33 protein-coding genes are annotated in these 22,395 nt (G+C 64.0%); 29 read left to right on the top strand and 4 right to left on the bottom strand.

Annotation, left to right across the window (positions count from 1 at the left end; genetic code table 11):
- Positions 1–24: 24 nt before the first annotated feature.
- Positions 25–1,068, bottom strand: coding sequence for a CoA ester lyase (locus METLW3_RS0116860; RefSeq protein WP_024881013.1), 1,044 nt, complete (start codon positions 1,066–1,068; stop codon positions 25–27).
- 491 nt (positions 1,069–1,559) lie between these two features.
- On the opposite strand from METLW3_RS0116860, the gene rpsL reads away from it, so the two are divergent.
- The 27 genes from rpsL to METLW3_RS0116725 all read left to right on the top strand — a co-directional run bounded on the left by rpsL (position 1,560) and on the right by METLW3_RS0116725 (position 17,928).
- Positions 1,560–1,931 carry a 30S ribosomal protein S12 gene (rpsL, locus tag METLW3_RS0116855; protein ID WP_003610013.1) on the top strand — a complete coding sequence of 124 codons (372 nt, stop codon included), beginning with the start codon at positions 1,560–1,562 and terminating at the stop codon, positions 1,929–1,931.
- Positions 1,932–1,943: 12 nt separating this feature from the next.
- Positions 1,944–2,414, top strand: a complete 471-nt coding sequence (rpsG, locus tag METLW3_RS0116850) for a 30S ribosomal protein S7 (RefSeq protein WP_018266642.1) — start codon at positions 1,944–1,946, stop codon at positions 2,412–2,414.
- Between the two features lie 35 nt (positions 2,415–2,449).
- The gene (fusA, locus tag METLW3_RS0116845; protein WP_024881012.1) at positions 2,450–4,525 is read left to right on the top strand and encodes an elongation factor G; all 2,076 of its coding nucleotides are present in this window, start codon (positions 2,450–2,452) and stop codon (positions 4,523–4,525) included.
- Positions 4,526–4,567: 42 nt separating this feature from the next.
- A complete protein-coding gene (gene tuf / locus METLW3_RS0116840) occupies positions 4,568–5,758 on the top strand; it encodes an elongation factor Tu (RefSeq protein WP_024880023.1) in 1,191 nt (396 codons plus the stop codon).
- A 110-nt stretch (positions 5,759–5,868) separates the two neighbouring features.
- Entirely contained in the window at positions 5,869–6,177 is a 309-nt protein-coding gene (gene rpsJ, locus METLW3_RS0116835; protein WP_003613511.1) for a 30S ribosomal protein S10, read from the top strand.
- Between the two features lie 59 nt (positions 6,178–6,236).
- Positions 6,237–6,950, top strand: coding sequence for a 50S ribosomal protein L3 (rplC, locus tag METLW3_RS0116830; RefSeq protein ID WP_024881011.1), 714 nt, complete (start codon positions 6,237–6,239; stop codon positions 6,948–6,950).
- A gap of 6 nt (positions 6,951–6,956) precedes the next feature.
- Positions 6,957–7,577 carry a 50S ribosomal protein L4 gene (rplD, locus tag METLW3_RS0116825; RefSeq protein WP_024881010.1) on the top strand — a complete coding sequence of 207 codons (621 nt, stop codon included), beginning with the start codon at positions 6,957–6,959 and terminating at the stop codon, positions 7,575–7,577.
- A complete protein-coding gene (locus METLW3_RS0116820; protein ID WP_024881009.1) occupies positions 7,574–7,870 on the top strand; it encodes a 50S ribosomal protein L23 in 297 nt (98 codons plus the stop codon). Before rplD ends, METLW3_RS0116820 begins: the two co-directional genes overlap by 4 nt.
- Before the next feature lie 22 nt (positions 7,871–7,892).
- Complete coding sequence (gene rplB, locus METLW3_RS0116815; protein WP_024881008.1) at positions 7,893–8,732, top strand: 50S ribosomal protein L2; 840 nt, start codon at positions 7,893–7,895, stop codon at positions 8,730–8,732.
- 3 nt (positions 8,733–8,735) lie between these two features.
- A complete protein-coding gene (gene rpsS, locus METLW3_RS0116810; protein ID WP_024881007.1) occupies positions 8,736–9,014 on the top strand; it encodes a 30S ribosomal protein S19 in 279 nt (92 codons plus the stop codon).
- 5 nt (positions 9,015–9,019) lie between these two features.
- Positions 9,020–9,406: a 50S ribosomal protein L22 gene (gene rplV, locus METLW3_RS0116805; RefSeq protein ID WP_018266635.1), complete on the top strand. Its 387-nt coding sequence runs from the start codon at positions 9,020–9,022 to the stop codon at positions 9,404–9,406.
- Between the two features lie 12 nt (positions 9,407–9,418).
- Entirely contained in the window at positions 9,419–10,162 is a 744-nt protein-coding gene (rpsC, locus tag METLW3_RS0116800; RefSeq protein ID WP_024881006.1) for a 30S ribosomal protein S3, read from the top strand.
- An 18-nt stretch (positions 10,163–10,180) separates the two neighbouring features.
- The gene (gene rplP, locus METLW3_RS0116795) at positions 10,181–10,594 is read left to right on the top strand and encodes a 50S ribosomal protein L16 (protein WP_018266633.1); all 414 of its coding nucleotides are present in this window, start codon (positions 10,181–10,183) and stop codon (positions 10,592–10,594) included.
- 11 nt (positions 10,595–10,605) lie between these two features.
- Complete coding sequence (gene rpmC / locus METLW3_RS0116790; RefSeq protein ID WP_024881005.1) at positions 10,606–10,821, top strand: 50S ribosomal protein L29; 216 nt, start codon at positions 10,606–10,608, stop codon at positions 10,819–10,821.
- Positions 10,822–10,831: 10 nt separating this feature from the next.
- Complete coding sequence (gene rpsQ, locus METLW3_RS0116785; RefSeq protein WP_018266631.1) at positions 10,832–11,074, top strand: 30S ribosomal protein S17; 243 nt, start codon at positions 10,832–10,834, stop codon at positions 11,072–11,074.
- 89 nt (positions 11,075–11,163) lie between these two features.
- Positions 11,164–11,532 (top strand): 50S ribosomal protein L14, encoded by a 369-nt coding sequence (gene rplN / locus METLW3_RS0116780; RefSeq protein ID WP_018266630.1) that lies wholly within the window; start codon positions 11,164–11,166, stop codon positions 11,530–11,532.
- Positions 11,532–11,849: a 50S ribosomal protein L24 gene (gene rplX, locus METLW3_RS0116775; RefSeq protein ID WP_024881004.1), complete on the top strand. Its 318-nt coding sequence runs from the start codon at positions 11,532–11,534 to the stop codon at positions 11,847–11,849. Before rplN ends, rplX begins: the two co-directional genes overlap by 1 nt.
- A complete protein-coding gene (rplE, locus tag METLW3_RS25785; RefSeq protein ID WP_036291174.1) occupies positions 11,842–12,537 on the top strand; it encodes a 50S ribosomal protein L5 in 696 nt (231 codons plus the stop codon). Before rplX ends, rplE begins: the two co-directional genes overlap by 8 nt.
- A 39-nt stretch (positions 12,538–12,576) precedes the next feature.
- Positions 12,577–12,882 carry a 30S ribosomal protein S14 gene (gene rpsN / locus METLW3_RS0116765; protein ID WP_018266627.1) on the top strand — a complete coding sequence of 102 codons (306 nt, stop codon included), beginning with the start codon at positions 12,577–12,579 and terminating at the stop codon, positions 12,880–12,882.
- Between the two features lie 12 nt (positions 12,883–12,894).
- A complete protein-coding gene (gene rpsH, locus METLW3_RS0116760; RefSeq protein ID WP_018266626.1) occupies positions 12,895–13,293 on the top strand; it encodes a 30S ribosomal protein S8 in 399 nt (132 codons plus the stop codon).
- A 35-nt stretch (positions 13,294–13,328) separates the two neighbouring features.
- A complete protein-coding gene (gene rplF, locus METLW3_RS0116755; RefSeq protein WP_024881002.1) occupies positions 13,329–13,862 on the top strand; it encodes a 50S ribosomal protein L6 in 534 nt (177 codons plus the stop codon).
- 11 nt (positions 13,863–13,873) lie between these two features.
- Positions 13,874–14,236 carry a 50S ribosomal protein L18 gene (rplR, locus tag METLW3_RS0116750; RefSeq protein ID WP_024881001.1) on the top strand — a complete coding sequence of 121 codons (363 nt, stop codon included), beginning with the start codon at positions 13,874–13,876 and terminating at the stop codon, positions 14,234–14,236.
- Between the two features lie 190 nt (positions 14,237–14,426).
- Positions 14,427–14,999 carry a 30S ribosomal protein S5 gene (gene rpsE, locus METLW3_RS0116745; RefSeq protein ID WP_018266623.1) on the top strand — a complete coding sequence of 191 codons (573 nt, stop codon included), beginning with the start codon at positions 14,427–14,429 and terminating at the stop codon, positions 14,997–14,999.
- Between the two features lie 14 nt (positions 15,000–15,013).
- A complete protein-coding gene (gene rpmD / locus METLW3_RS0116740; protein WP_018266622.1) occupies positions 15,014–15,202 on the top strand; it encodes a 50S ribosomal protein L30 in 189 nt (62 codons plus the stop codon).
- Between the two features lie 14 nt (positions 15,203–15,216).
- Complete coding sequence (gene rplO, locus METLW3_RS0116735; RefSeq protein ID WP_024881000.1) at positions 15,217–15,699, top strand: 50S ribosomal protein L15; 483 nt, start codon at positions 15,217–15,219, stop codon at positions 15,697–15,699.
- A 316-nt stretch (positions 15,700–16,015) separates the two neighbouring features.
- Entirely contained in the window at positions 16,016–17,350 is a 1,335-nt protein-coding gene (gene secY / locus METLW3_RS0116730; protein WP_024880999.1) for a preprotein translocase subunit SecY, read from the top strand.
- Positions 17,347–17,928, top strand: a complete 582-nt coding sequence (locus tag METLW3_RS0116725; RefSeq protein WP_024880998.1) for an adenylate kinase — start codon at positions 17,347–17,349, stop codon at positions 17,926–17,928. Before secY ends, METLW3_RS0116725 begins: the two co-directional genes overlap by 4 nt.
- 64 nt (positions 17,929–17,992) lie before the next feature.
- On the opposite strand, the gene METLW3_RS0116720 is transcribed toward METLW3_RS0116725, so the two are convergent.
- A complete protein-coding gene (locus METLW3_RS0116720; protein ID WP_024880997.1) occupies positions 17,993–19,294 on the bottom strand; it encodes a metallophosphoesterase in 1,302 nt (433 codons plus the stop codon).
- Between the two features lie 117 nt (positions 19,295–19,411).
- On the opposite strand from METLW3_RS0116720, the gene METLW3_RS0116715 reads away from it, so the two are divergent.
- Positions 19,412–19,702 (top strand): hypothetical protein, encoded by a 291-nt coding sequence (locus tag METLW3_RS0116715; protein WP_024880996.1) that lies wholly within the window; start codon positions 19,412–19,414, stop codon positions 19,700–19,702.
- A 52-nt stretch (positions 19,703–19,754) separates the two neighbouring features.
- Here the strand turns inward: METLW3_RS0116715 and METLW3_RS0116710 are convergent, their stop codons facing one another.
- Both METLW3_RS0116710 and METLW3_RS0116705 read right to left on the bottom strand, forming a co-directional pair.
- Positions 19,755–20,456, bottom strand: a complete 702-nt coding sequence (locus METLW3_RS0116710; RefSeq protein WP_024880995.1) for a phosphatase PAP2 family protein — start codon at positions 20,454–20,456, stop codon at positions 19,755–19,757.
- Between the two features lie 132 nt (positions 20,457–20,588).
- Positions 20,589–21,467 (bottom strand): AraC family transcriptional regulator, encoded by an 879-nt coding sequence (locus METLW3_RS0116705; protein ID WP_024880994.1) that lies wholly within the window; start codon positions 21,465–21,467, stop codon positions 20,589–20,591.
- A 172-nt stretch (positions 21,468–21,639) separates the two neighbouring features.
- On the opposite strand from METLW3_RS0116705, the gene METLW3_RS0116700 reads away from it, so the two are divergent.
- Positions 21,640–22,395 carry a haloacid dehalogenase type II gene (locus METLW3_RS0116700; protein ID WP_024880993.1) on the top strand — a complete coding sequence of 252 codons (756 nt, stop codon included), beginning with the start codon at positions 21,640–21,642 and terminating at the stop codon, positions 22,393–22,395.

Raw genomic sequence — 22,395 nt, 5'->3', positions numbered from 1 at the left:
CGGCCGGCCGCCCGCGCGCAGGGCTCAGAAACCGTAGATCGCCGCATAATCCGGATCATTGGCGGCGACCTGACGGGCGAGATCGACGACGACCTTGCACTGTTTCCAGGTGGCGTCGTCCTGCATGCGGCCGTCGATCATCACCGCGCCCGTGCCGTCCGGCATCGCCTCCAGCACGCGGCGAGCGAAGGCCACTTCCGCCGGATCGGGCGAGAAGACGCGCTTGGCGATGGCGATCTGCGTCGGATGCAGCGACCAGGCGCCCGCGCAGCCGAGCAGGAAGGCGTTGCGGAACTGCGATTCGCAGGCCGGCGAATCGGAGAAATCGCCGAACGGGCCATAAAACGCCTTGATGCCCGCCGAGGCGCAGGCGTCGACCATCTTGGCGATGGTGTAGTGCCACAAATCCTGCTGATAGGACGGGCGCAGCCCCTGGCCCGGATCGGCGTCCGCCAGCACGCGATAATCGGGATGGCCGCCGCCGACGCGCGTCGTCTTCATCGCGCGCGAGGCGGCGAGATCGGCCGGGCCGAGGCTGATGCCATGCATGCGCGGGCTCGCTGCGGCGATGGCGTCCACATTCTTCACGCCCTCGGCCGTCTCGAGGATGGCGTGAATGAGAATCGGCTTGGTCACGCCATTGCGGGCTTCGAGCTGCGCGAGCAGCTGATCGAGATAGTGAATGTCCCACGGCCCTTCGACCTTGGGCAACATCACCACATCGAGCTTATTGCCGACGGCGGCGACGATCTCGATCAGATCGTCGAGAATCCAGGGCGAGTTCAATGAATTGATGCGCGTCCACAGGCCGGTGGAGCCGAACTCCGTCGACTTCGCCATCTCGATGAAGCCTTTGCGGGCGGCTTCCTTGGCGTCGGCGGGAATGGCGTCCTCGAGATTGCCGAGCACAACGTCCACTTGGCGGACGAGCTCGGGCACCTTGGCGCGCAGCTTCTCCAAATGGGGCGGGACGAAATGGATCATCCGCTCGACCTTCACCGGAAGCTCGCGCAAGGGCGGCGGCGCGCCAATGGCGAGCGGGCGATAGAATTGGTTGGGGAGTTTCATCGTGCGGCTCTTTCTCGTAAGGGAATGGCCGCAGCGATAGCCGGTCTTTTCCGCGGAGGGAATAGGGCGCGCCTGCGCTCGCGTTCTCTCTAAGGCGCGGCTTTCGCCTCCATTTCCGCGAACCACTAATTTTCTTCTACATGACACAATCTGCGCTTGACGCGGCGGTAACGCGCCATTAGGTTCCGCCCACTTTCGACAGGCAGTAAGTTCACGTCGTTGCAAGCGCCGCGCTCGCAACCCTTCGAACTTAAACGCTGTCGGCCTCACCTGAGACTGCCAAGCAGTTGGTAATCATGGGGCGCGCGAGCGTCCTCCAGGAAGGCACGACCCCGGAAACGGGGTCCTCTGCATGAGGAGCGCCTTGGGCCGGAGGGCCGAGGGCGCTCAGCTCGCTTGCGTTCTAGCGAATGCGAGCGGGGTATCTATTATTCGCCAATTCGCCGGGCGCGCGAGGACGAGCGCTCAGGATCTGGAGCGAAGGAACTGGAATGCCGACGATCAGCCAGTTGATCCGCAAGCCGCGGCAACCGAAGACCTACCGCGAGAAGTCCCGCCATCTCGGGGCCTGCCCCCAGAAGCGCGGCGTCTGCACGCGCGTCTATACGACGACGCCGAAGAAGCCGAACTCGGCTCTCCGTAAGGTCGCCAAGGTGCGCCTGACCAATGGCTTCGAGGTCATCGGCTACATCCCCGGCGAGGGCCATAACCTCCAGGAGCACTCGGTGGTCATGATCCGCGGCGGCCGCGTGAAGGACCTTCCGGGCGTCCGCTATCACATTCTGCGCGGCGTGCTCGACACGCAGGGCGTCAAGGATCGTAAGCAACGCCGTTCGAAATACGGCGCGAAGCGTCCGAAGTAAGGAGCGAGAGACATGTCGCGTCGCCATCGCGCCGAGAAGCGGGAAATCATCGAGGACGCCAAGTTCGGCGATTCCGTCGTCACCAAGTTCATGAACTCGATCATGTACGACGGCAAGAAGTCGGTCGCCGAGGCGATCGTCTACGGAGCCTTCGACATCATCGAGGCCAAGGCCAAGAGCGATCCTCTGCAGGTGTTCAAATCGGCGCTCGAGAATGTCGCGCCGGCCATCGAGGTTCGCTCGCGGCGCGTCGGCGGCGCCACCTATCAGGTGCCGGTCGAGGTTCGCAACGAGCGCCGTCAGGCGCTGGCGATCCGCTGGATCATCACGGCGGCGCGCGCCCGCAACGACAAGACGATGGTCGATCGTCTTTCGGCGGAGCTGCTCGACGCTTCCAACAACCGCGGCAATGCGGTGAAGAAGCGCGAGGACACGCACCGCATGGCGGAAGCGAACCGCGCCTTCTCGCACTATCGCTGGTAACCCTTTTCGTCGCCCTCTGATCGAGGACATCTCAAATGCCCCGTAGCCATCCCATCGAAGACTATCGCAACTTCGGCATCATGGCCCACATCGACGCGGGCAAGACGACGACGACGGAGCGTATTCTCTATTACTCCGGCAAGAGCCATAAGATCGGCGAGGTGCATGAAGGCGCCGCGACGATGGATTGGATGGAGCAGGAGCAAGAGCGCGGCATCACGATCACCTCCGCCGCGACGACGACCTTCTGGAACGGCAAGCGCCTGAACATCATCGACACGCCCGGCCACGTCGACTTCACCATCGAGGTGGAGCGTTCGCTGCGCGTGCTCGACGGCGCCGTCTGCGTTCTCGACGGCAATCAGGGCGTCGAGCCGCAGACCGAGACCGTGTGGCGTCAGGCCGACAAATATGCGGTTCCGCGCGTCGTCTTCGTCAATAAGATGGACAAGATCGGCGCCGATTTCTATCGCTGCGTCGACGATATCGTCACCAAGGTCGGCGGCAAGCCGGTCTGCCTGCAGCTGCCGATCGGCTCTGAGAATCTGTTCAAGGGCATTGTCGATCTGGTCCGCATGAAGGCGGTGGTCTGGGACGACGAGGGTCTCGGCGCGAAATATCACGACGAAGAGATCCCGGCCGATCTCGTCGAAAAGGCGAAAGAGTATCGCACCACGCTGATCGAGGCGGCGGTCGAGCTCGACGACGACGCCATGGCCGCCTATCTCGACGGCCAGGAGCCGAGCGAAGAGACGCTGAAGCGCCTCGTCCGCAAGGCTGTGCGTTATACCGCGTTCCATCCGGTGTTCTGCGGCTCGGCCTTCAAGAACAAGGGCGTGCAGCCTTTGCTCGACGCCGTTGTCGACTATCTGCCGTCGCCCGTCGATCGCGAGGCGATCAAGGGCGTCGATATGAACACGGGCGACGAGCTGGTGCGCAATCCGTCCGATAGCGAGCCTTTCTCCATGCTCGCCTTCAAGATCATGGACGACCCCTTCGTCGGCACCATCACCTTCTGCCGCGTCTATTCCGGCAAGATCGACTCGGGCACGACCGTGCTCAACTCGACCAAAGACAAGAAAGAGCGCGTCGGCCGCATGCTGCTGATGCACGCCAATAACCGCGAGGACATCAAGGAAGCCTTTGCGGGCGACATCGTCGCTCTCGCTGGCCTCAAGGAGACCCGCACCGGCGACACGCTCTGCGACATGCTGAAGCCGGCGATTCTGGAGCGCATGGAGTTCCCGGAGCCGGTCATCGAGATCGCCATCGAGCCGAAGTCGAAGGCCGATCAGGAGAAGCTCGGCATCGCGCTCCAGAAGCTCGCCGCCGAGGACCCGTCCTTCCGCGTCTCGACCGATCAGGAGAGCGGCCAGACCATTCTGAAGGGAATGGGCGAGCTGCATCTCGACATCAAGGTCGATATTCTGAAGCGCACCTATAAGGTCGACGCCAATATCGGCGCGCCGCAGGTCGCTTATCGCGAGCGGCTGACGAAGCGCGTCGAGATCGACTACACGCATAAGAAGCAGACCGGCGGCACGGGCCAGTTCGCCCGCGTCATCATTATTTTCGAGCCGAACGAAGCCGGCGCCGGCAATGTCTTCGAGTCGAAGATCGTCGGCGGCTCGGTGCCGAAGGAATATATCCCCGGCGTCGAGAAGGGCATCAACAGCGTGATGGGATCCGGCATTCTCGCGGGCTTCCCGGTCGTCGATGTCAAGGCGACGCTGATCGACGGCGGCTTCCACGACGTCGACTCGTCGGTGCTCGCCTTCGAAATCGCTTCGCGCGCCGCCTTCCGCGACGCGCTGCAGAAGGGCGGCTCGGTGCTGCTCGAGCCGATCATGAAGGTCGAGGTGGTGACGCCCGAGGAATATACGGGCTCGGTCATCGGCGACATCAACTCGCGGCGCGGGCAGATCCAGGGTCAGGACATGCGCGGCAATGCGGTCGTCGTCGATGCGATGGTGCCGCTCGCCAATATGTTCGGCTATGTCAATCAGCTGCGTTCCTTCACCCAGGGACGCGCGAACTACACGATGCAATTCGACCACTACGACCAGGTCCCCGAGGCGGAGTCGAAGAAGGTTCAGGCGAAATACGCCTGATCGTCTCAACGTCGCGGAATCAGTCTCTAAAGGAGTGTGGCCATGGCCAAGGAAAAATTCTCACGCACGAAGCCGCATTGCAACATCGGCACGATCGGTCACGTGGACCATGGCAAGACGTCGCTGACGGCGGCGATCACCAAGGTTCTGGCCGAGACGGGCGGCGCGACCTTCACGGCCTATGACCAGATCGACAAGGCCCCGGAAGAGCGCGCCCGCGGCATCACCATCTCGACGGCGCACGTCGAGTATGAGACCGCCAATCGCCATTACGCCCATGTCGACTGCCCCGGCCACGCCGATTATGTGAAGAACATGATCACCGGCGCCGCGCAGATGGACGGCGCCATCCTCGTCGTCTCCGCCGCCGACGGCCCGATGCCGCAGACCCGCGAGCACATCCTGCTCGCCCGCCAGGTCGGCGTGCCGGCGCTCGTCGTGTTCCTGAACAAGGTCGACATGGTCGACGATCCGGAACTGCTCGAGCTCGTCGAGCTCGAGGTTCGCGAGCTGCTGTCGAAATACGAGTTCCCCGGCGACGATATTCCGATCACCAAGGGCTCGGCCCTGGCGGCGCTCGAGAACAAGACGCCCGAGATCGGCCATGACGCGATCCTGAAGCTGATGCAGACGGTCGACGAATACATCCCGCAGCCGGAGCGTCCGAAGGATCAGCCCTTCCTGATGCCGGTCGAGGACGTGTTCTCGATCTCTGGCCGCGGCACGGTGGTGACGGGCCGCGTCGAGCGCGGCATTGTCAAGGTCGGCGAGGAAGTCGAGGTCGTCGGCATTCGCCCGACGATCAAGACGACGGTGACGGGCGTGGAAATGTTCCGCAAGCTGCTCGATCAGGGCGAGGCGGGCGACAATATCGGCGCGCTGCTGCGCGGCACCAAGCGCGAGGACGTGGAGCGCGGCCAGGTTCTGTCGAAGCCCGGCTCGGTGAAGCCGCACACCAAGTTCAAGGCGGAAGCCTATATTCTGACGAAGGAAGAGGGCGGCCGTCATACGCCGTTCTTCACCAACTATCGTCCGCAGTTCTACTTCCGCACGACGGATGTGACCGGCATTGTGACGCTCCCCGAGGGCGTCGAGATGGTGATGCCGGGCGATAATGTGGCGATGGAGGTGAACCTCATCGTTCCGATCGCCATGGAGGAGAAGCTGCGCTTCGCCATCCGCGAAGGCGGCCGCACCGTCGGCGCCGGCGTCGTCGCCTCGATCATCGAATAAGGAATTTGGACCGCGGGGCGTCTCGCCTCGCATTCGAGAAACGGCCTGCGAGCCCTCGCGGCTCGCGGCCCAGAGCGCGCCGCGGCTCGCGGTCCAAGAGGAAGACGCTGATGAACGGACAGAATATCCGGATTCGCCTGAAGGCGTTCGATCACCGGATTCTCGATACGTCGACGAAAGAGATCGTCTCCACCGCCAAGCGCACGGGCGCTCAGGTGCGTGGTCCGATCCCGCTGCCGACGAAGATCGAGAAGTTCACGGTGAACCGTTCGCCGCACATCGACAAGAAATCGCGTGAGCAGTTCGAAATCCGGACTCACAAGCGCGTGCTCGATATCGTCGATCCGACCCCGCAAACGGTGGACGCGCTGATGAAGCTCGATCTCGCCGCCGGCGTCGACGTCGAAATCAAGCTCTAATAAAAATGAACCGGGCGCCTCTCGCGACGAGAGCGATGCGCCTTTCGAAGGAAGAGATCATGCGGTCTGGCGTCATCGCGCAAAAGGTCGGAATGACCCGCGTTTTCACCGAAGCGGGCGAGCATGTGCCGGTCACGGTGCTGAAGCTCGACGGCTGCCAAGTCGTCGCCCATCGGACCAAGGAGCAGAACGGCTACACGGCCGTGCAGCTCGGCATCGGCCACGCCAAGGTGAAGAACGTCTCCAAGGCCGAGCGCGGCCGTTTCGCCGTCGCCAAGGTCGAGCCGAAGCTGAAGCTCGCCGAGTTTCGCGTCGAGGAGACGGAGCTGCTTCCCGTCGGCGCCGAGATCACGGCCGATCATTTTGTCGTCGGCCAGTTCGTCGACGTGACCGGCACGACCATCGGCAAGGGCTTCGCCGGCGCGATGAAGCGCTGGAACTTCGGTGGTCTGCGCGCCACTCACGGCGTGTCGATCTCGCATCGCTCGCATGGTTCGACCGGTGGCCGTCAGGACCCGGGCAAGACCTTCAAGAACAAGAAAATGGCCGGGCATATGGGCGTCGACCGCGTGACCACGCTGAATCTGCGGGTCGTGCAGACCGACGTCGAGCGCGGGCTGCTGCTGGTCGAGGGCTCCGTGCCCGGACACGCCGGCGGCTGGATTTTTGTGCGCGACGCGGTGAAGCGGGCGCTGCCGGCCGACGCGCCGCAGCCCGGCAAATACCGTCTGGCGGAAGCTCCCGCCGCGCAAGAAGACAAGAAGGAGGACTGAGCCGTGGTGCAGATTAGCGTCACGTCGTACGACGGCCAGGATGCCGGCTCGATCGAGCTGGCGGACGAGATTTTCGGGCTCGAACCGCGACAGGATCTCATCTTCCGCATGATCCGCTGGCAGCTCGCCAAGCGGCGGGCGGGCACGCATGCGGTGAAGAACCGCGCGGACATCGCCCGCACCGGCAAGAAGCTGCATAAGCAGAAGGGCACGGGCGGCGCTCGTCATGGATCGCGGCGCGCGCCGCAATTCATCGGCGGTGGTCGCGCCTTCGGTCCGGTGGTGCGCAGTCATGAGCACGACCTGCCCAAGAAGGTGCGCGTTCTCGCTCTGAAGCACGCGCTCTCGGCCAAAGCCAAGGACGGCGCCATCATCGTCTGGGAGAGCGCTTCGCTCACCGAGCCGAAGACCAAGCTGCTCAAGGCTGGTTTCGATAAGACCGGGCTTTCCAGCGCGCTCATTATCGACGGCGCGGAGCCGCAGGCCAATTTCGCGCTGGCCGCGCGCAATCTGCCGCGGATCGACGTGCTGCCGGTCCAGGGCGTCAATGTCTATGACATTCTGCGCCGGGAGAAGCTGGTGCTGACCCGCGCGGCGATCGATGCGCTGGAGGCGCGCCTGAAATGAGCAAGGATGTGCGCCATTACGACGTGATCGTCTCCCCGGTCATCACCGAGAAGGCGACGATCGCTTCCGAGCAGAACAAAGTGGTCTTCAATGTCGCCAAGACCGCCACCAAGCCGCAGATCAAGGCGGCGGTGGAGGGGCTCTTCGATGTGAAGGTGGAGGCCGTCAATACTCTGCTGCGCAAGGGCAAGCTGCGCGCCTTCAAGGGCGTGCGCGGCCGCCAGTCGGATGTGAAGAAGGCGGTCGTCACACTGGCCGAAGGCCATAAGATCGACGTGACGACGGGACTCTAAAGGTAGGCTCGAGGACAAAACCATGGCGCTGAAGACATTCAAGCCGGTCACGCCGAGCCTTCGTCAGCTCGTCATCGTCGACCGCAGCGATCTCTACAAGGGCAAGCCCGTCAAGACCCTCACCGAGGGCAAGACGTCCAAGGGCGGCCGCAACAACAATGGGCGCATCACCGTGCGCTTCCGCGGCGGCGGCCACAAGCAGGCCTATCGCCTCGTCGACTTCAAGCGCCGCAAGCTCGACGTCGTCGGCAAGGTGGATCGGATCGAATATGACCCGAACCGCACCGCCTTCATCGCGCTCATCCGTTATGCGGATGACGAGCTGTCCTATATTCTCGCGCCGCAGCGTCTTTCGGTCGGCGACGAGGTGATCTCGGGCGCTCAGGTCGATGTGAAGCCTGGCAACGCCATGCCGATCGGCAATATTCCGGTCGGCACGATCGTCCACAATGTCGAGATCAAGATCGGCAAGGGCGGCGCGATCGCGCGCTCGGCGGGCAATTATGCGCAGATCGTCGGCCGCGATCAGGGTTATGTGATCATTCGCCTGAACTCGGGCGAGCAGCGCCTCGTTCATGGTCAGTGCTTCGCGACCATTGGCGCGGTGTCGAACCCGGATCACATGAACATCTCGCTCGGCAAGGCGGGTCGTTCGCGCTGGCTCGGCCGTCGCCCGCATAACCGCGGCGTCACCATGAACCCGGTCGACCATCCGCACGGCGGCGGCGAAGGCCGCACCTCGGGCGGCCGTCATCCGGTCACGCCCTGGGGCAAGCCGACCAAGGGCAAGAAGACCCGCACGAACAAGAAGACCGACAAATTCATCGTGTCCTCGCGGCACGCCAAGAAGAAGAAGGGCTGATCCATGGCTCGCTCTATCTGGAAAGGCCCGTTCGTCGACGGCTATCTGCTGAAGAAGGCGGAGACCGCGCGCGGCTCGGGACGCAGCGATATCATCAAGATTTGGAGCCGCCGCTCCACCATTCTGCCGCAGTTCGTGGGTCTCACCTTCGGCGTGCATAATGGCCACAAGCATGTGCCGGTGTCTGTCAGCGAAGACATGATCGGGCACAAGTTCGGCGAATTCTCTCCGACGCGGACCTTCCATGGTCATGCGGCGGACAAGAAGTCGAAGAGGGGCTGACGAACATGTCCAAGCCGAGCAATCCGCGCGCGCTGGCCGACAATGAGGCGAAAGCCGTCGCCAACACGCTGCGCGTCTCCCCGCAGAAGCTCAATCTTCTCGCCCAGCTCATCCGCGGCAAGAAGGTGGATCGCGCTCTCGCCGATCTCGAGTTCTCGCGCAAGCGCATCGCTCACGAGGTGAAGAAGACCTTGGAGAGCGCCATCGCCAACGCCGAGAACAATCATGGTCTCGACGTCGACGATCTGATCGTCGCGCAGGCCTTCGTCGGCAAGTCGCTGGTGATGCGGCGCTTCGCGGCGCGCGCCCGCGGTCGCTCGAGCCGTATCGAGAAGCCCTTCGCGAATCTGACGATCATCGTCCGCGAAGTCGAAACGCCGGCGAAAGCCTAAAGGGAGCCAACGATGGGTCAGAAGGTCAATCCGATCGGGCTGCGCCTCGGCGTCAACCGCACCTGGGACTCGCGCTGGTTCGCGAGCAAGGGCGAATACGCCAAGCTCCTGCACGAGGATCTCGCCATTCGCGCAGCGGTGGCCAAGAATCTCAAGCAGGCGGCGGTGTCGCGCATCATCATCGAGCGTCCGCACAAGAAGTGCCGCGTGACGATTCACTCGGCGCGTCCGGGCGTCGTCATCGGCAAGAAGGGCGCGGATATCGACAAGATCCGCAAGCTGGTCGGCAAGCTCACCGGCAGCGAAGTGGTGATCAACATCGTCGAGGTGCGTAAGCCCGAGGTCGAGGCCACTCTGGTCGCGGATTCGATCGCTCAGCAGCTCGAGCGCCGCGTCGCCTTCCGCCGCGCGATGAAGCGCGCCGTGCAGTCGGCGATCCGGCTTGGGGCGCAAGGCATTCGCATCAATTGCTCGGGCCGTCTCGGCGGCGCGGAGATCGCGCGCCTGGAATGGTATCGCGAGGGCCGCGTGCCGCTGCATACGCTGCGCGCCGATGTCGACTATGGCGTCGCCACCGCGCATACCGCTTATGGCGCTTGCGGCATCAAGGTCTGGATCTTCAAGGGCGAGATCCTCGAGCATGATCCGATGGCGCAGGACAAGCGTCTGGCCGAGCAGGCCGCCGGCGGCGGTGAGCGCGAACATCATGGCGAGCGTCGCCGTCGCGAGCCGCGCGAGCCGCGTGACGCGGCCTAATTTCGAGAGTTCGACATCATGTTGCAACCCAAACGCACCAGGTTCCGCAAGGCCTTCAAAGGCCGCATTCACGGAAACGCCAAGGGCGGCTTTTCCCTGAATTTCGGGCAGTTCGGCCTCAAGGCTCTCGAGCCGGAGCGCATCACTGCGCGCCAGATCGAGGCGGCCCGCCGCGCCATGACGCGCCATATGAAGCGCGCTGGCCGCGTGTGGATCCGCATCTTCCCCGACGTGCCGGTTTCCAAGAAGCCGACCGAAGTGCGCATGGGTAAGGGCAAGGGCGCGCCGGAACTCTGGGCCGTGCGTGTCGCCCCGGGCCGCATCATGTTCGAGGTCGACGGCGTCTCCGGCGAGCTCGCGCGCGAGGCTCTGACGCTCGCCGCCGCGAAGCTGCCGATCAAGACGCGCTTCATCGAACGCATCGCCGAGTGAGGATTGCGACAATGAGCACGAACAAGCAACGCGTCTCCGACCTCCGCGGCCTCTCCTTCGATCAGCTGGACGAGGAAGTGCTGAAGCTGAAGAAAGAGCAGTTCAATCTGCGTTTCCAGCGGGCGACTGGCCAGCTCGAGAACACTGCGCGCGTGCGCGTCGTTCGTCGCGACATCGCCCGCGCCAAATCCATCGCCGCGCAGAAGCGCGCTGAACAACAGAGTTGAGAGAGCGCCAATGCCGAAGCGAATTCTCCAGGGCGTCGTCGTCAGCGACAAGCAGAACAAAACCGTGGTGGTGAAGGTGGAGCGCCGCTTCACCCATCCGCTGTTCAAGAAGACTGTTCGTCGCACGAAAAATTATCATGCGCATGACGAGGCGCAGACCTTCAAGGTCGGCGACGAGGTCACGATCGAGGAGACGGCTCCGATTTCGCGGCTGAAGCGCTGGCGAGTGGTCGAAGCCGCCGACAAGGCCTGAGGCCTTCAAAAAGACGAGACGTGTGAAATGGTTTTCTCGGACGAAGTCGGGGGACCGAAACCAGACCGAGACGAAAGGCGGGATAAGCCATGATACAGATGCAGACAAATCTCGATGTCGCCGATAATTCTGGCGCCCGCCGCGTCATGTGCATCAAGGTGCTGGGCGGCTCCAAGCGCAAATACGCCGGTGTCGGCGACATTATCGTCGTCTCGATCAAAGAGGCGATTCCGCGCGGTCGCGTGAAGAAAGGCGACGTGCTCAAGGCGGTTGTCGTCCGCACGGCCAAAGACATCAAGCGCGCCGACGGCTCGGTGATCCGCTTCGATTCCAATGCTGCGGTTCTGATCAACAATCAGAAGGAGCCGATCGGCACGCGTATCTTCGGACCCGTGCCGCGCGAGCTGCGCGCCAAGAACCATATGAAGATCATTTCGCTCGCGCCGGAGGTGCTGTAATGGCCGCGAAAATCAAGAAAGGCGACAAGGTCGTCGTTCTCGCCGGTCGCGACAAGGGCCGCACGGGTCAGGTTATCCAGGTGATGCCGACGGAAGGTCGCGCCGTGGTGGAAGGCGTGAATCTCGTCAAGCGCCACCAGCGCCAGACGCGCCAGCAGGAGGCGGGGATCGTCACCAAGGCGGCGGCGCTCGACCTGTCCAACATCGCGATCGCCGATCCCAAGGACGGCAAGCCGACGCGCGTCGGTTTCAAGACTCTCGATGACGGCCGCAAGGTCCGCATCGCCAAGCGTTCCGGAGAACAGATCGATGGCTGAGGAAAAGAAGCCGAAAGCCGCCAAGGCTCCGAAGGCGGACGGCGAGGCCAAGAAGGCCGGCAAGGCGAAGTCCGCTCCCGAGTCTGCGTCGCATGAAGGCGGCGAGCGACGTTCCGCTGGGCCGAAGTCGCTCCCCGAGGGCGCCTATGAGGTGCGGCTGAAAAAGCACTATGAGGAAGTGGTTCGCGCCAAGCTCATGGAAGAGTTCGGCTATAAGAACGCTTTCGAGGTGCCGGCGATCGAGAAGATCGTGCTGAACATGGGCGTCGGCGAGGCGGTCAACGACAGCAAGAAGGTGACGGCGGCCGCCGGCGACCTCGCGTTGATCGCGGGCCAGAAGCCGGTGGTGACGCGCGCCCGCAAGGCGATCTCGACCTTCAAGGTGCGCGAGAATATGCCGATCGGCGCCAAGGTCACGCTGCGCAAGACGCGCATGTATGAATTTCTGGACCGTCTGATCACGATCGCGCTGCCGCGCGTTCGCGATTTCCGCGGCCTCAATCCCAAGTCCTTCGACGGACGCGGCTCCTACGCCCTCGGCATCAAGGAGCATATCGTGTTTCCCGAGATCGACTATGACAAGGCCGAGTCGATCCTCGGCATGGACGTCATCGTCGTGACGACGGCGAAGACGGACGACGAGGCGCGCGCGCTCCTGCGCGCGTTCAATTTCCCGTTCCGGCAGTGAGACGGTAAGTCTCAGACGCGGAAACCGAAGGCATAGAAAATGGCCAAGAAGAGTTCGATCGAGAACAACAAGCGCAGGGCGAAGCTCGCCAAGGCCTATGCGGGCCGCCGCGAGCGGCTGAAGGCGAAGGCGAATGACGAGGCGCTCACCGCCGAGGAGCGGTTCGAGGCGCGTCTCAAGCTCGCCGAGCTGCCGCGCAATTCCGCGGCGATTCGCATTCGCAATCGCTGCGAGGTTTCGGGACGTCCGCGCGCTTTCTATCGCAAGCTGAAGCTGTCGCGCGTGGCGCTGCGTGAGCTCGGCTCGCGCGGCCTCATTCCCGGTCTCGTGAAGTCCAGCTGGTAAGGGAGAGAGCGAATGTCGATCAGCGATCCGTTGGGCGATCTGCTCACCCGTATCCGCAATGCGCAGATGCGCCGCAAGGACAAGGTCCAGACGCCGGGCTCGCGCCTGCGCGGCCATGTTCTCGACGTGCTGAAGGAAGAAGGCTACATCCGCGGCTACACGACCACGGATTTCGGCAATGGCCGCACCGAGTTCGAGATCGAGCTGAAATATTTCGACGGCGAGCCGGTCATCAAGACGATCGAGCGCGTCTCGCGTCCAGGCCGCCGGGTCTATGCGGGCGTCGATAAGACGCCGCGCGTGGCCAATGGCCTCGGCATCACCATCGTGTCGACGCCCAAAGGCGTCATGGCCGATCACAAGGCCCGCGAGAACAATGTCGGCGGCGAGGTGCTTGCCAAGGTCTTCTGACCGAAGCTCGCAGGAATTGGGATAGGACTTCAACCATGTCTCGTATCGGCAAGAAGCCCGTCATCGTGCCGGCCGGCGTGACCGCCAAGGTCGACGGCCAGCTCGTCCAGGTGAAGGGCGCGAAGGGCGAGCTGCAGTTCCGGGTTCCCGACGATGTCGCGGTGACTCAGGACGGCAATTCGATCAAGGTCGACCCACGCTCCAACAGCAAGCGCGCTCGCGCGCTGTGGGGCACGTCGCGCGCTCAGGTGAACAATCTCGTGGTCGGCGTCACCGCCGGCTTCGAGAAGAAACTCGAGATCAACGGCGTCGGTTATCGCGCCGCGGTCGCCGGCAAGAATCTGCAGCTCGCGCTCGGCTATTCGCATGACGTGAACTATCCGATCCCGGCCGGCATAGCGATCGTGACGCCCAAGCCCACGGAGATCACCATCTCCGGCGTGGACAAGCGCCAGGTCGGTCAGGTCGCCGCCGAGATCCGCGCGTTGCGCGGCCCCGAGCCCTATAAGGGCAAGGGCGTGAAATACGCCGGCGAATTCATCTTCCGTAAGGAAGGCAAGAAGAAGTAAGGACGCGAGCCATGGCAAAGGACGTAAATGCAGCCGCCCGGCGCAAGGCCCGGGTCCGTCGGAGCATTCGCGCGCGCGCCTATGGCCGCCCGCGTCTGTCGGTGTTCCGCTCTTCGGAGCAGATCTATGCGCAGATCATCGACGACGAGAAGGGCGTGACCATCGTCTCCGCCTCGACGCTCGAAAAGGCCAATCGCGAGACGCTGAAGACGGGCGCCAACAAGGAAGCGGCGCATCTGGTCGGCAAGCAGCTCGCCGAGCGCGCCGCCGCCAAGGGCATCACGGAAGTGGTGTTCGATCGCGGGGCCTATATCTATCACGGCCGCGTTCAGGCGCTGGCCGAGGGCGCTCGCGAGGGCGGCCTGCAGTTCTGATGCGCCTCCTCCCGCTGGCGGGGGGAGACTTCGCGCATCGGCGCGGCGAATGAGGGCTGGCGCGGCGTAGCGAGGCGATGGTCGAAAGGCTCTCGCCGACCTTGCGTCGTGCAGCCCCTCTCCTGTATGCGGGAGAGGAAGCAAACCCCAAGCGAGCGGCGCTATTGCCGCGTAAGTGACGGAAGAGAAAATGGCTCGTGAACCAGAAGGCGGCCGCGGCCGCGACCGGGATCGGGACGACCGCGACAATGAGTTCGTGGACCGTCTCGTCCACATCAACCGCGTCGCCAAAGTGGTGAAGGGCGGTCGGCGTTTCGGATTTGCGGCGCTCGTCGTCGTCGGCGACCAGAAGGGCCGCGTCGGCTATGGCCACGGCAAGGCGCGCGAAGTGCCGGAAGCGATCCGCAAGGCGACGGAAGCCGCCAAGCGCGCGCTCATCCGCGTGCCGCTGCGCGAAGGCCGCACGCTGCATCATGACGTCAACGGCCGCCATGGCGCGGGCCGCGTCGTGCTGCGCGCCGCGCCTCCCGGCACCGGCATCATCGCCGGCGGCCCGATGCGCGCCGTTTTCGAGACGCTGGGCGTTCACGACGTCGTGGCCAAGAGCCAGGGCTCCTCGAATCCCTACAACATGATTCGCGCGACGTTCGACGCGCTCGAGCGCGAAGATTCTCCGCGTTCGGTCGCCGCTCGTCGTTCTCTCAAGGTCTCCGCGCTGCAGGCGCGCCGTCAGGGCGCCGAAGCCGAAGCCGTCGACGCTTGAGGGGAGGGCTTGCGATGAGCGATAAGAAAATCACCGTCGAGCAGACCGGCAGCGCCATCGGCCGTCCCGAGCGTCAGCATAGAACGCTGACCGGCCTCGGCCTCACGCGCATCGGCAAGCGTCGCACGCTCGAGGACACGCCCGCTGTGCGCGGGATGATCGCGAAAGTCGCGCATCTCGTCAAAATCGTCGACGAGAAGTGAGGGGCGGGACAATGGTGAAGCTCAACGATCTCTCCGACAATCCCGGCTCCAGCAAGAATCGCATGCGCGTGGGCCGCGGCATCGGCTCCGGCAAGGGCAAGACCGCGGGTCGCGGCGTCAAGGGCCAGAAGGCCCGCACCGGCGTCGCTGTGAAAGGCTTCGAAGGCGGCCAGATGCCGCTGCATCGTCGCCTGCCCAAGCGCGGGTTCTTCAATCCCTTCTCGACCGACTATAATGAGGTCAATCTCGGCCGCATTCAGCAGGCGGTGGAGGCCGGCAAGCTCGACGCCGCCGCTCCGGTGACGATCGACGCGCTGATCGCCGCCGGCGTGGTCTCCAAGCCGCGCGACGGCGTGAAGATCCTCGGCAATGGCAAGCTCGAGGCGAAGCTCGCCTTCGAGGTCGCCGCCGCTTCGAAATCGGCAGTGGCCGCTATCGAGGCCGCCGGCGGCTCGGTCAAGCTGCTCGTCGCCGCGGAAGAGCCCGCCTCGGCCTGAAGCCGCCGCCCGGCCCGCGACGCGTAGGCCGGGCGTCAGCTCGAGGGGGCGCATTTTTCGCCGCCTCGAGGTTAATCGTATCGACCAAAAAACTGGCGATCCGCCCATCCGTCGTGATACGGAGTCGCCTGTGCGAGCCGGCGAGAAGAGGCTAGACTTTTTTTTCGCCGACATCGTGCGATAGACATGCGCCGGGTCCGGCCCCTCGAATGGGCTGGGCCGAAAACAGAGCGCGGCGTCGCGGCGGGCAGCGCTGCGTCGCTTCGACGCTCGTCTAAAAGAAAACCGCGCGGCGCGCGACGAGGGAGCCTCGCCCATGGCATCGGCAGCCGAACAGCTTGCGGCCAACGTCAATTTTTCCGCTTTCGGCAAAGCGGATGAGCTCAAGAAACGCATCTGGTTCACGCTCGGCGCGCTGATCGTCTATCGCCTCGGCACTTATGTGCCGCTGCCGGGCATCGACCCGGACGCCTTCGCCAAGAGCTTCTTCGGCCAGTCGAAGGGCGTGCTCGAGCTGTTCAACATGTTCGCCGGCGGCGCGGTTCAGCGTAGCGCGATCTTCGCGTTGAACATCATGCCTTATATTTCCGCCTCCATCATCATTCAGCTTCTCACGACGGTGATTCCGTCGCTCGAGCAGGTGAAGAAGGAAGGCGAGCAGGGCCGCAAGGTCCTCAACCAATATACGCGCTATCTCACCGTCATTCTGGCGACCTTCCAGGCCTATGGCATGGCGATCGGCCTCGAGGGACAGCAAGGCGTCGTGACAGAGCCAGGGCTGTTCTTTCGCCTCACGACCGTCTGCACGCTCGTCGGCGGCACGATGTTCCTGATGTGGCTCGGCGAGCAGATCACGTCGCGCGGCATCGGCAATGGCTCCTCGCTGATTATTTTCGCGGGCATTGTCGCGGCCTTTCCGGCGGCGATCCTCAGCACTCTCGAGCTCGGCAAGCAGGGCGCGATCTCGACTGGCGTCATCCTCGGCGTGATCGCCATGTCCTTCTTCGTCATCGCCTTCATCGTCTATATGGAGCGAGCGCAGAGGCGATTGCTCATCACCTATCCCAAGCGACAGCACGGCAATCGTGTCTATGAGGGCCAGACCTCCTTCCTGCCGCTGAAGCTCAACACCTCGGGCGTCATTCCGCCGATCTTCGCCTCGTCGCTGCTGCTGCTGCCGACGACGATCGCGAATTTCTATCAGACGCAGGGCACGGACAATATTTTTGCGACCATCTCGGCCTATTTCGGGCATGGGCGGCCGCTCTATATGCTGTCCTATGTCGGGCTGATCGTGTTCTTCGCTTTCTTCTACACGGCCATCGTCTTCAATCCGACGGAGACGGCCGATAATCTGAAGAAGCATGGCGGCTTCATCCCCGGCATTCGGCCGGGTGAGCGCACGGCGAAGTTCATCGACGATGTGCTGATGCGCATCACCGTGCTCGGCGCCGCCTATCTCGCGGTAATCTGCCTGCTGCCGGAAATGCTGATCTCCTACGCCAATCTGCCGTTTTATTTCGGCGGCACCTCGCTGCTCATCGTGGTGAGCGTGACGATGGATACGGTGGCGCAGGTCCACGGTCATCTCCAGGCTCATCAATATGAGGGCCTGATCCGCAAGACGAAACTTCGCGGGCGACGCAAATGAGGCTGGTGCTGCTCGGACCGCCGGGCGCGGGCAAGGGCACGCAATCGGCTCGGCTCGTCGCGAAATATTCGATCCCGCAGCTCTCGACCGGCGACATGCTGCGCGCCGCCGTCGAGGCGAGGACGCCGATCGGCCTCGAGGCCAAGGAGATCATGGATCGCGGCGCGCTGGTGCCCGACGCTGTCGTCGTCGGCATCATTGGCCAGCGCATCAAGGAGAAGGACGCCGCCAACGGCTTCATTCTCGATGGTTTCCCGCGCACGGTGGCGCAGGCTCAGGCGCTCGATCAGCTGCTGGACCGCGAGGGGCTGAAGCTCGATGCGGTCATAGAGCTCAGCGTCGATGAGAATGCGCTGCTCGCGCGCATGCAGAATCGCGTCGATGAGACGCGCGCCCGCGGCGGCGAGGTGCGCGCCGACGACAATCCAGAAGCGTTCAAGACGCGGCTGGACGCTTATCGCACGCAAACTGCGCCAGTGTCGGATTATTATTCCGGCAAGGGCGAGCTGAAGCAGGTCGACGGCATGGAGCCGGTCGACGCCGTCAGCGCGGCGATCGAGCAGGCGTTGGAGCACTGAACCCAAAGCGCTCGCCTTTTGTCTTCGCGCTTGCCGCGAGGACAAAGGAGAGCGCGGGACTTCTTCACTCGCAATCGAGCTGGCGTCCCCGCAAATGGCAGCGCAGACGCGGCGTCGCTTCGGCGTCGTAATTGGTGACGATCCATTCGCCGTCGCCGCGTTCGAATGTCGCGAAGCCGAAGGTGGCGGCGACGCCGCGGCCTTGCGCGACCGTAGCCTCGCCGATCGTCGCTCCATCGAAATTGGTCGGTATGCGCGGGTCCATGGCGGTGCCGCCGACGCCGACAATGAATTGCGCCGGCCGGTCCTCCCGAAAGCTCAGAGCTTCGAAAGCGTGGAGATGGCCCGACAGGATGGCCTGCACGCTCGCCGGAATATTGTCATGGGCGGCGGCGGCCAGCGTTTCATTGATGCCGATCGTTTCGCCGATCCGCGATCGAAACAGCGAGAAGATCGGCTTGTGGAACGCATACCAGACCGGGCCGGGCGCGTCCTTGGCGACAGTGAGCTGGCTGCGTAGAAAAGCTGCCTGCTCGATGACCACAGTGCGCTCTTCCGCTTCGGTCGTGTCGAGAATGTAGAGCGTCGGATCGGCGATATCGACGCGATAGGCCTGCTCGCGCTCGACGCATTGGGGATTCTCGCTCAGCGGCAGTGGCGAGAGCGTCCGCGTCCAGCCTCGGCCGGCGCGCTTGCAGATTTCGTGATTGCCGCGCACGAGCGCCAAAGGGGCGGCGCGCAGCAGAGCGTCGCCAGGCTCGAAGAAATCCGCCTTCCAGGCCTCCCAATTGTCGCCATGAGGCGAGCCGGCGCAGCGCGCCATGCCGGGGAGGCACGCGGTCTCGCGATAATGATAATCGCCGACATGGATCACGATGTCCGGGGCAAATTTTGCAGCGGTCTCGGCGACTCGGCGGAAGGGCCAGGCTTCCGCAGAATTGCAATCCTGCACGAATATGCCTTTGAGTCGGCAACCGGTATCGCCGAGGACCAGGGCCTTGTCGATGCGCTCCGGCGGAGGGCGCAGCGGCGCGCCGGCGATTGTGAGGCTTCGTGTTCCTTTCGGAACCCTCACGGCGCAGACCGTGATCGGAAAGTCTTCTCCCGGCCGCGCGCGCGGCGTCATGGCGATGGCGCGGCCGTCGATCTCGGCGGCGGGGCAGGCGTCGCTCTGCGTTATGGCGCGCGCCTCCCATCCATCGGCGGCGGCCTGCAGCCAGCGATAGGAGTCCTCGGCGCGCGCCGGCCCGCAGAAGAACAGCGCGCCGAGCGCGAGCAAGCCCAGAGCGCGTGGGAGGAGAAATTCTCCTCTGTCATCTGCGTCGAAAGCGTGGGATTTATAGGGCGTTGCTTTGGTAGAGGTCATCTTTTCGCCGGTTTCGGAAAGTTGTCTCGGGCTCGGCCGCAGCGATCCCGCGTCGCATAGACGAAATCGCGGCCGCCGGGCGCCTCGCATGGGCTCATACGGAGGGAAGGATACTCCATGAAGAAGATTTTCGTGACGGCGGCGGCGCTGGCCATGGCCGCGTCGCTCGCAGGCTGCAATACGCCCGGCGAGCGCGCCGCTGGCGGCGCCCTCATCGGCGGCGCGGGCGGAGCGGCGATCGGCGCCGCGGCCTCCGGCGGCCGCGCGGGCGGCACGCTCGCAGGGGCGGCGATCGGTGCGGCGACCGGCGCCGTCGTCGGCGCGGCGACTGCCCCGCCGCAGCAATGCGCCCGCTGGGGCTGGGACTATTACGGCAATCGCGTCTGCGTCGCCTATTATAATTACTGAGATTGCCAAGGACGCGAAGCGCAGAGCTTCGCGTCCACGATTTTTTTGACGGTCAGTTGGCGCGGGCGAGACCCAGGGCATTGCGCAGCTCCGTCCGCGCGGCTTCTATGTCCTTGCGATAGGCGGGGTCGAGCTCCATGATCGCATGCACCGCATAGGCGACGAGCCGCGCCGCAGCGACGTCGCTGGGGAAATGCACGCCGCAGACGAGCCGATTGTGGCCGTAATCATCCGCCCGCGCGAGGATTTCGTCGCGACGCTCGGGCGCGATGTCGATCAGCGCCAGGCCCATGAGATAACCGACGGTCGTATGGCCGCTCGGATAGGAATCGTCCTTCGTCTTGGTCTTGCAGACGGGATGCAGCGTCTTGTCGACATTATAAGGCCGGATGCGATGGAAGGCGTCCTTGGCGGCGCCCGTATTGGCGGATTCGTCGGCCTTCAGCCGTGCGCCGAGAGCTTCGACCGCCGGCAGATTCTCCTTGGTGAATTTCTCGCCGAAGACCGTGTGATAGAGGAAGATGGTCTGATTCTCGTCGTCCGCTTTGGCGCGCGCGGCCTGCTCCGCGGTGCGCGCATTCTCGATGCGATGCAGCTCGGCGAGCTCGGCGTCGCTCTTCGGCGAATGCGGTGCGGGCGGGGTCGCGAGAATTTCGAGCGGATGGCTCTGCTCGGGCGTCACAAAGCCCTCGCGCGCGGCTGCGGGCGCGCAGAGCAGAGCGAGAACCGAAAGGATCGCGGCGGTTTTCTTCATATGAGCTGGTTCCGGCGGCCGTCATTTTCGATTACGCGCAGTCCCCGGGCCGCCCGGCCGCGCGCTTCGGCGTACGGCTTTCTACCCGAAACTTCTTGTCCGTGCGATGACGGCGTCTCATGTGGGGCGCATTCATCGGATCGGCAGAAAGAGATCGGTGATCGTCTCATGCTCCGGGACATCCGGATAGAAGCCGATTCTCTGGCAGAACAGGGGAAAGTCGCGCGGCTCCTCGCCGCTCGCCGGCAGCCAGTCGCGATAGAGGAAGAGCGCCGGCCGCTCCAGATTTTCGCTGGAGCCGATGACGCGCAACACGGCGCAGCGGCCGCCCGGTATCAGCCCGGATGTCACGCCCGCCGCATTGGCGGCGATCGGCCGATCGCTCGCCGCGCAGAGATCGATGCGGAACGCCTCCGGCGCCGTGATGCGCGGATCGCAAGGAAAAATGGTGAAGGTCGCCGCGATATCGCGGGAGAGGCCCACCGACCGGCGCCATTCGATGAAACGCCGCACGCTCTCATAGACGCGCGCGGGATCGCCCCTATGGGTCAGAATGGCGACCGGCGTCGGGGGAAAGTCTCTCACGGTCACATCAGCGGGGGAGTAGGTCATATTCGCGCTCCGGGCTCGATCGAGCGGCTCCAAGGCCGCGAGCCACTGCTCCCAGTCGGGCGATTTGCGGAAGGCCGATGGCGTTTGCCCGACGCATTCCCGAAAGGCGCGGGCGAAGCCGTCAGGCGCCTCATATCCAGAGTCGAGAGCGATCGCCGTCACATTGTCGTCCGCGTGAAAGGCCAGCCGATAGGATGCCCGCTTCATGCGGGCGAGCTGGACATAGCGATGCGCCGAGACGCCGAAAGTCGCGCCGAACTGCCGGTGGAAGTGATGCTTCGAGAAAGCCGCCACGTCACTGAGAACATCGAGGCTGAGATCTTCGTCGAGATGCCGGTCGATATGATCCAGCACGCGCCGCATCCGGGCCTGATAATTCTCGAGCGCCGTTTTCCCCATTCCATCCTCCGTGGCGCTCTCATCTGAGCATTCGCCTCGGCGGCGCGCTCGGCCGATCTTGCGATCTCGCCGGGGGCGCGCGACTTTTTTCTGCGTGGGACGAAACGCGAGACATGCGATTCGCGAACGTCACTCATGCGCCGCATGGGCGCGGCGCGGTGGAGAAAGCTTCATGAAATTGCACAGATTCCTTCTGCTCTCGCTCTTCTGCCTGGTCGTTTCCGGGCTCGCGCGCGCCGAGACGGCGCCGGCGCCGCGCTTCAAAGCGGTGGCTTTCGACTATTTCGTGCTCTTCGACGCCAATTCGGTGGTTCCCGCGGTCGAGGCCGCCTATCCGGGCAAAGGCATGGAATTCACCAAGCTCTGGCGCGCCAAGCAGTTCGAATATTGCTTCCTGCGCTCGATCACCGGCCGCCATGCGGATTTTTTCGAGGTGACGGGCGACGCGCTCGCCTATGCCGCCCAGGCGATGAAGCTCGATCTGCCGCCGGCGACCCGCGAGCGTCTCATGAACGCCTATCTGACGCTCACCCCCTGGCCCGATACTCTGGATGCGCTGCGCCGGCTGAAGGCCGCCGGCGTGCGCGTCGTCACAATCGCGAATTTCAGTGGAAAGATGCTGTCGGCCAATGCGGAGCGCGCCGGCCTCACCTTCTATTTCGACGAATTGCTGAGCACCGAGGTCAATGCGACCTATAAGCCCGATCCCAAGGCCTATGCGCTGGGAATGGAGCGGCTGCATCTCGCTAAGGAGGAGATTCTCTTCGCCGCTTTCGGCAGCTGGGACGCCTATGGCGCCAAGGCCTTCGGCTATCCGACCATTTGGGTCAACCGCTTCGGCCTGCCGGCGGAAAAGCTCGGCGTCGTGCCGGATGTGGTCGCACCGGATATGAAAGGGCTGCTGGAGCTGGTTCTCGGCCGTTCGTGA

The sequence above is a fragment of the Methylosinus sp. LW3 genome (assembly GCF_000527115.1).
Lineage (GTDB): Bacteria > Pseudomonadota > Alphaproteobacteria > Rhizobiales > Beijerinckiaceae > Methylosinus.
Note: the sequence above shows the minus strand (reverse complement) of the source record. Positions and strands in the feature narration are given on the sequence as shown.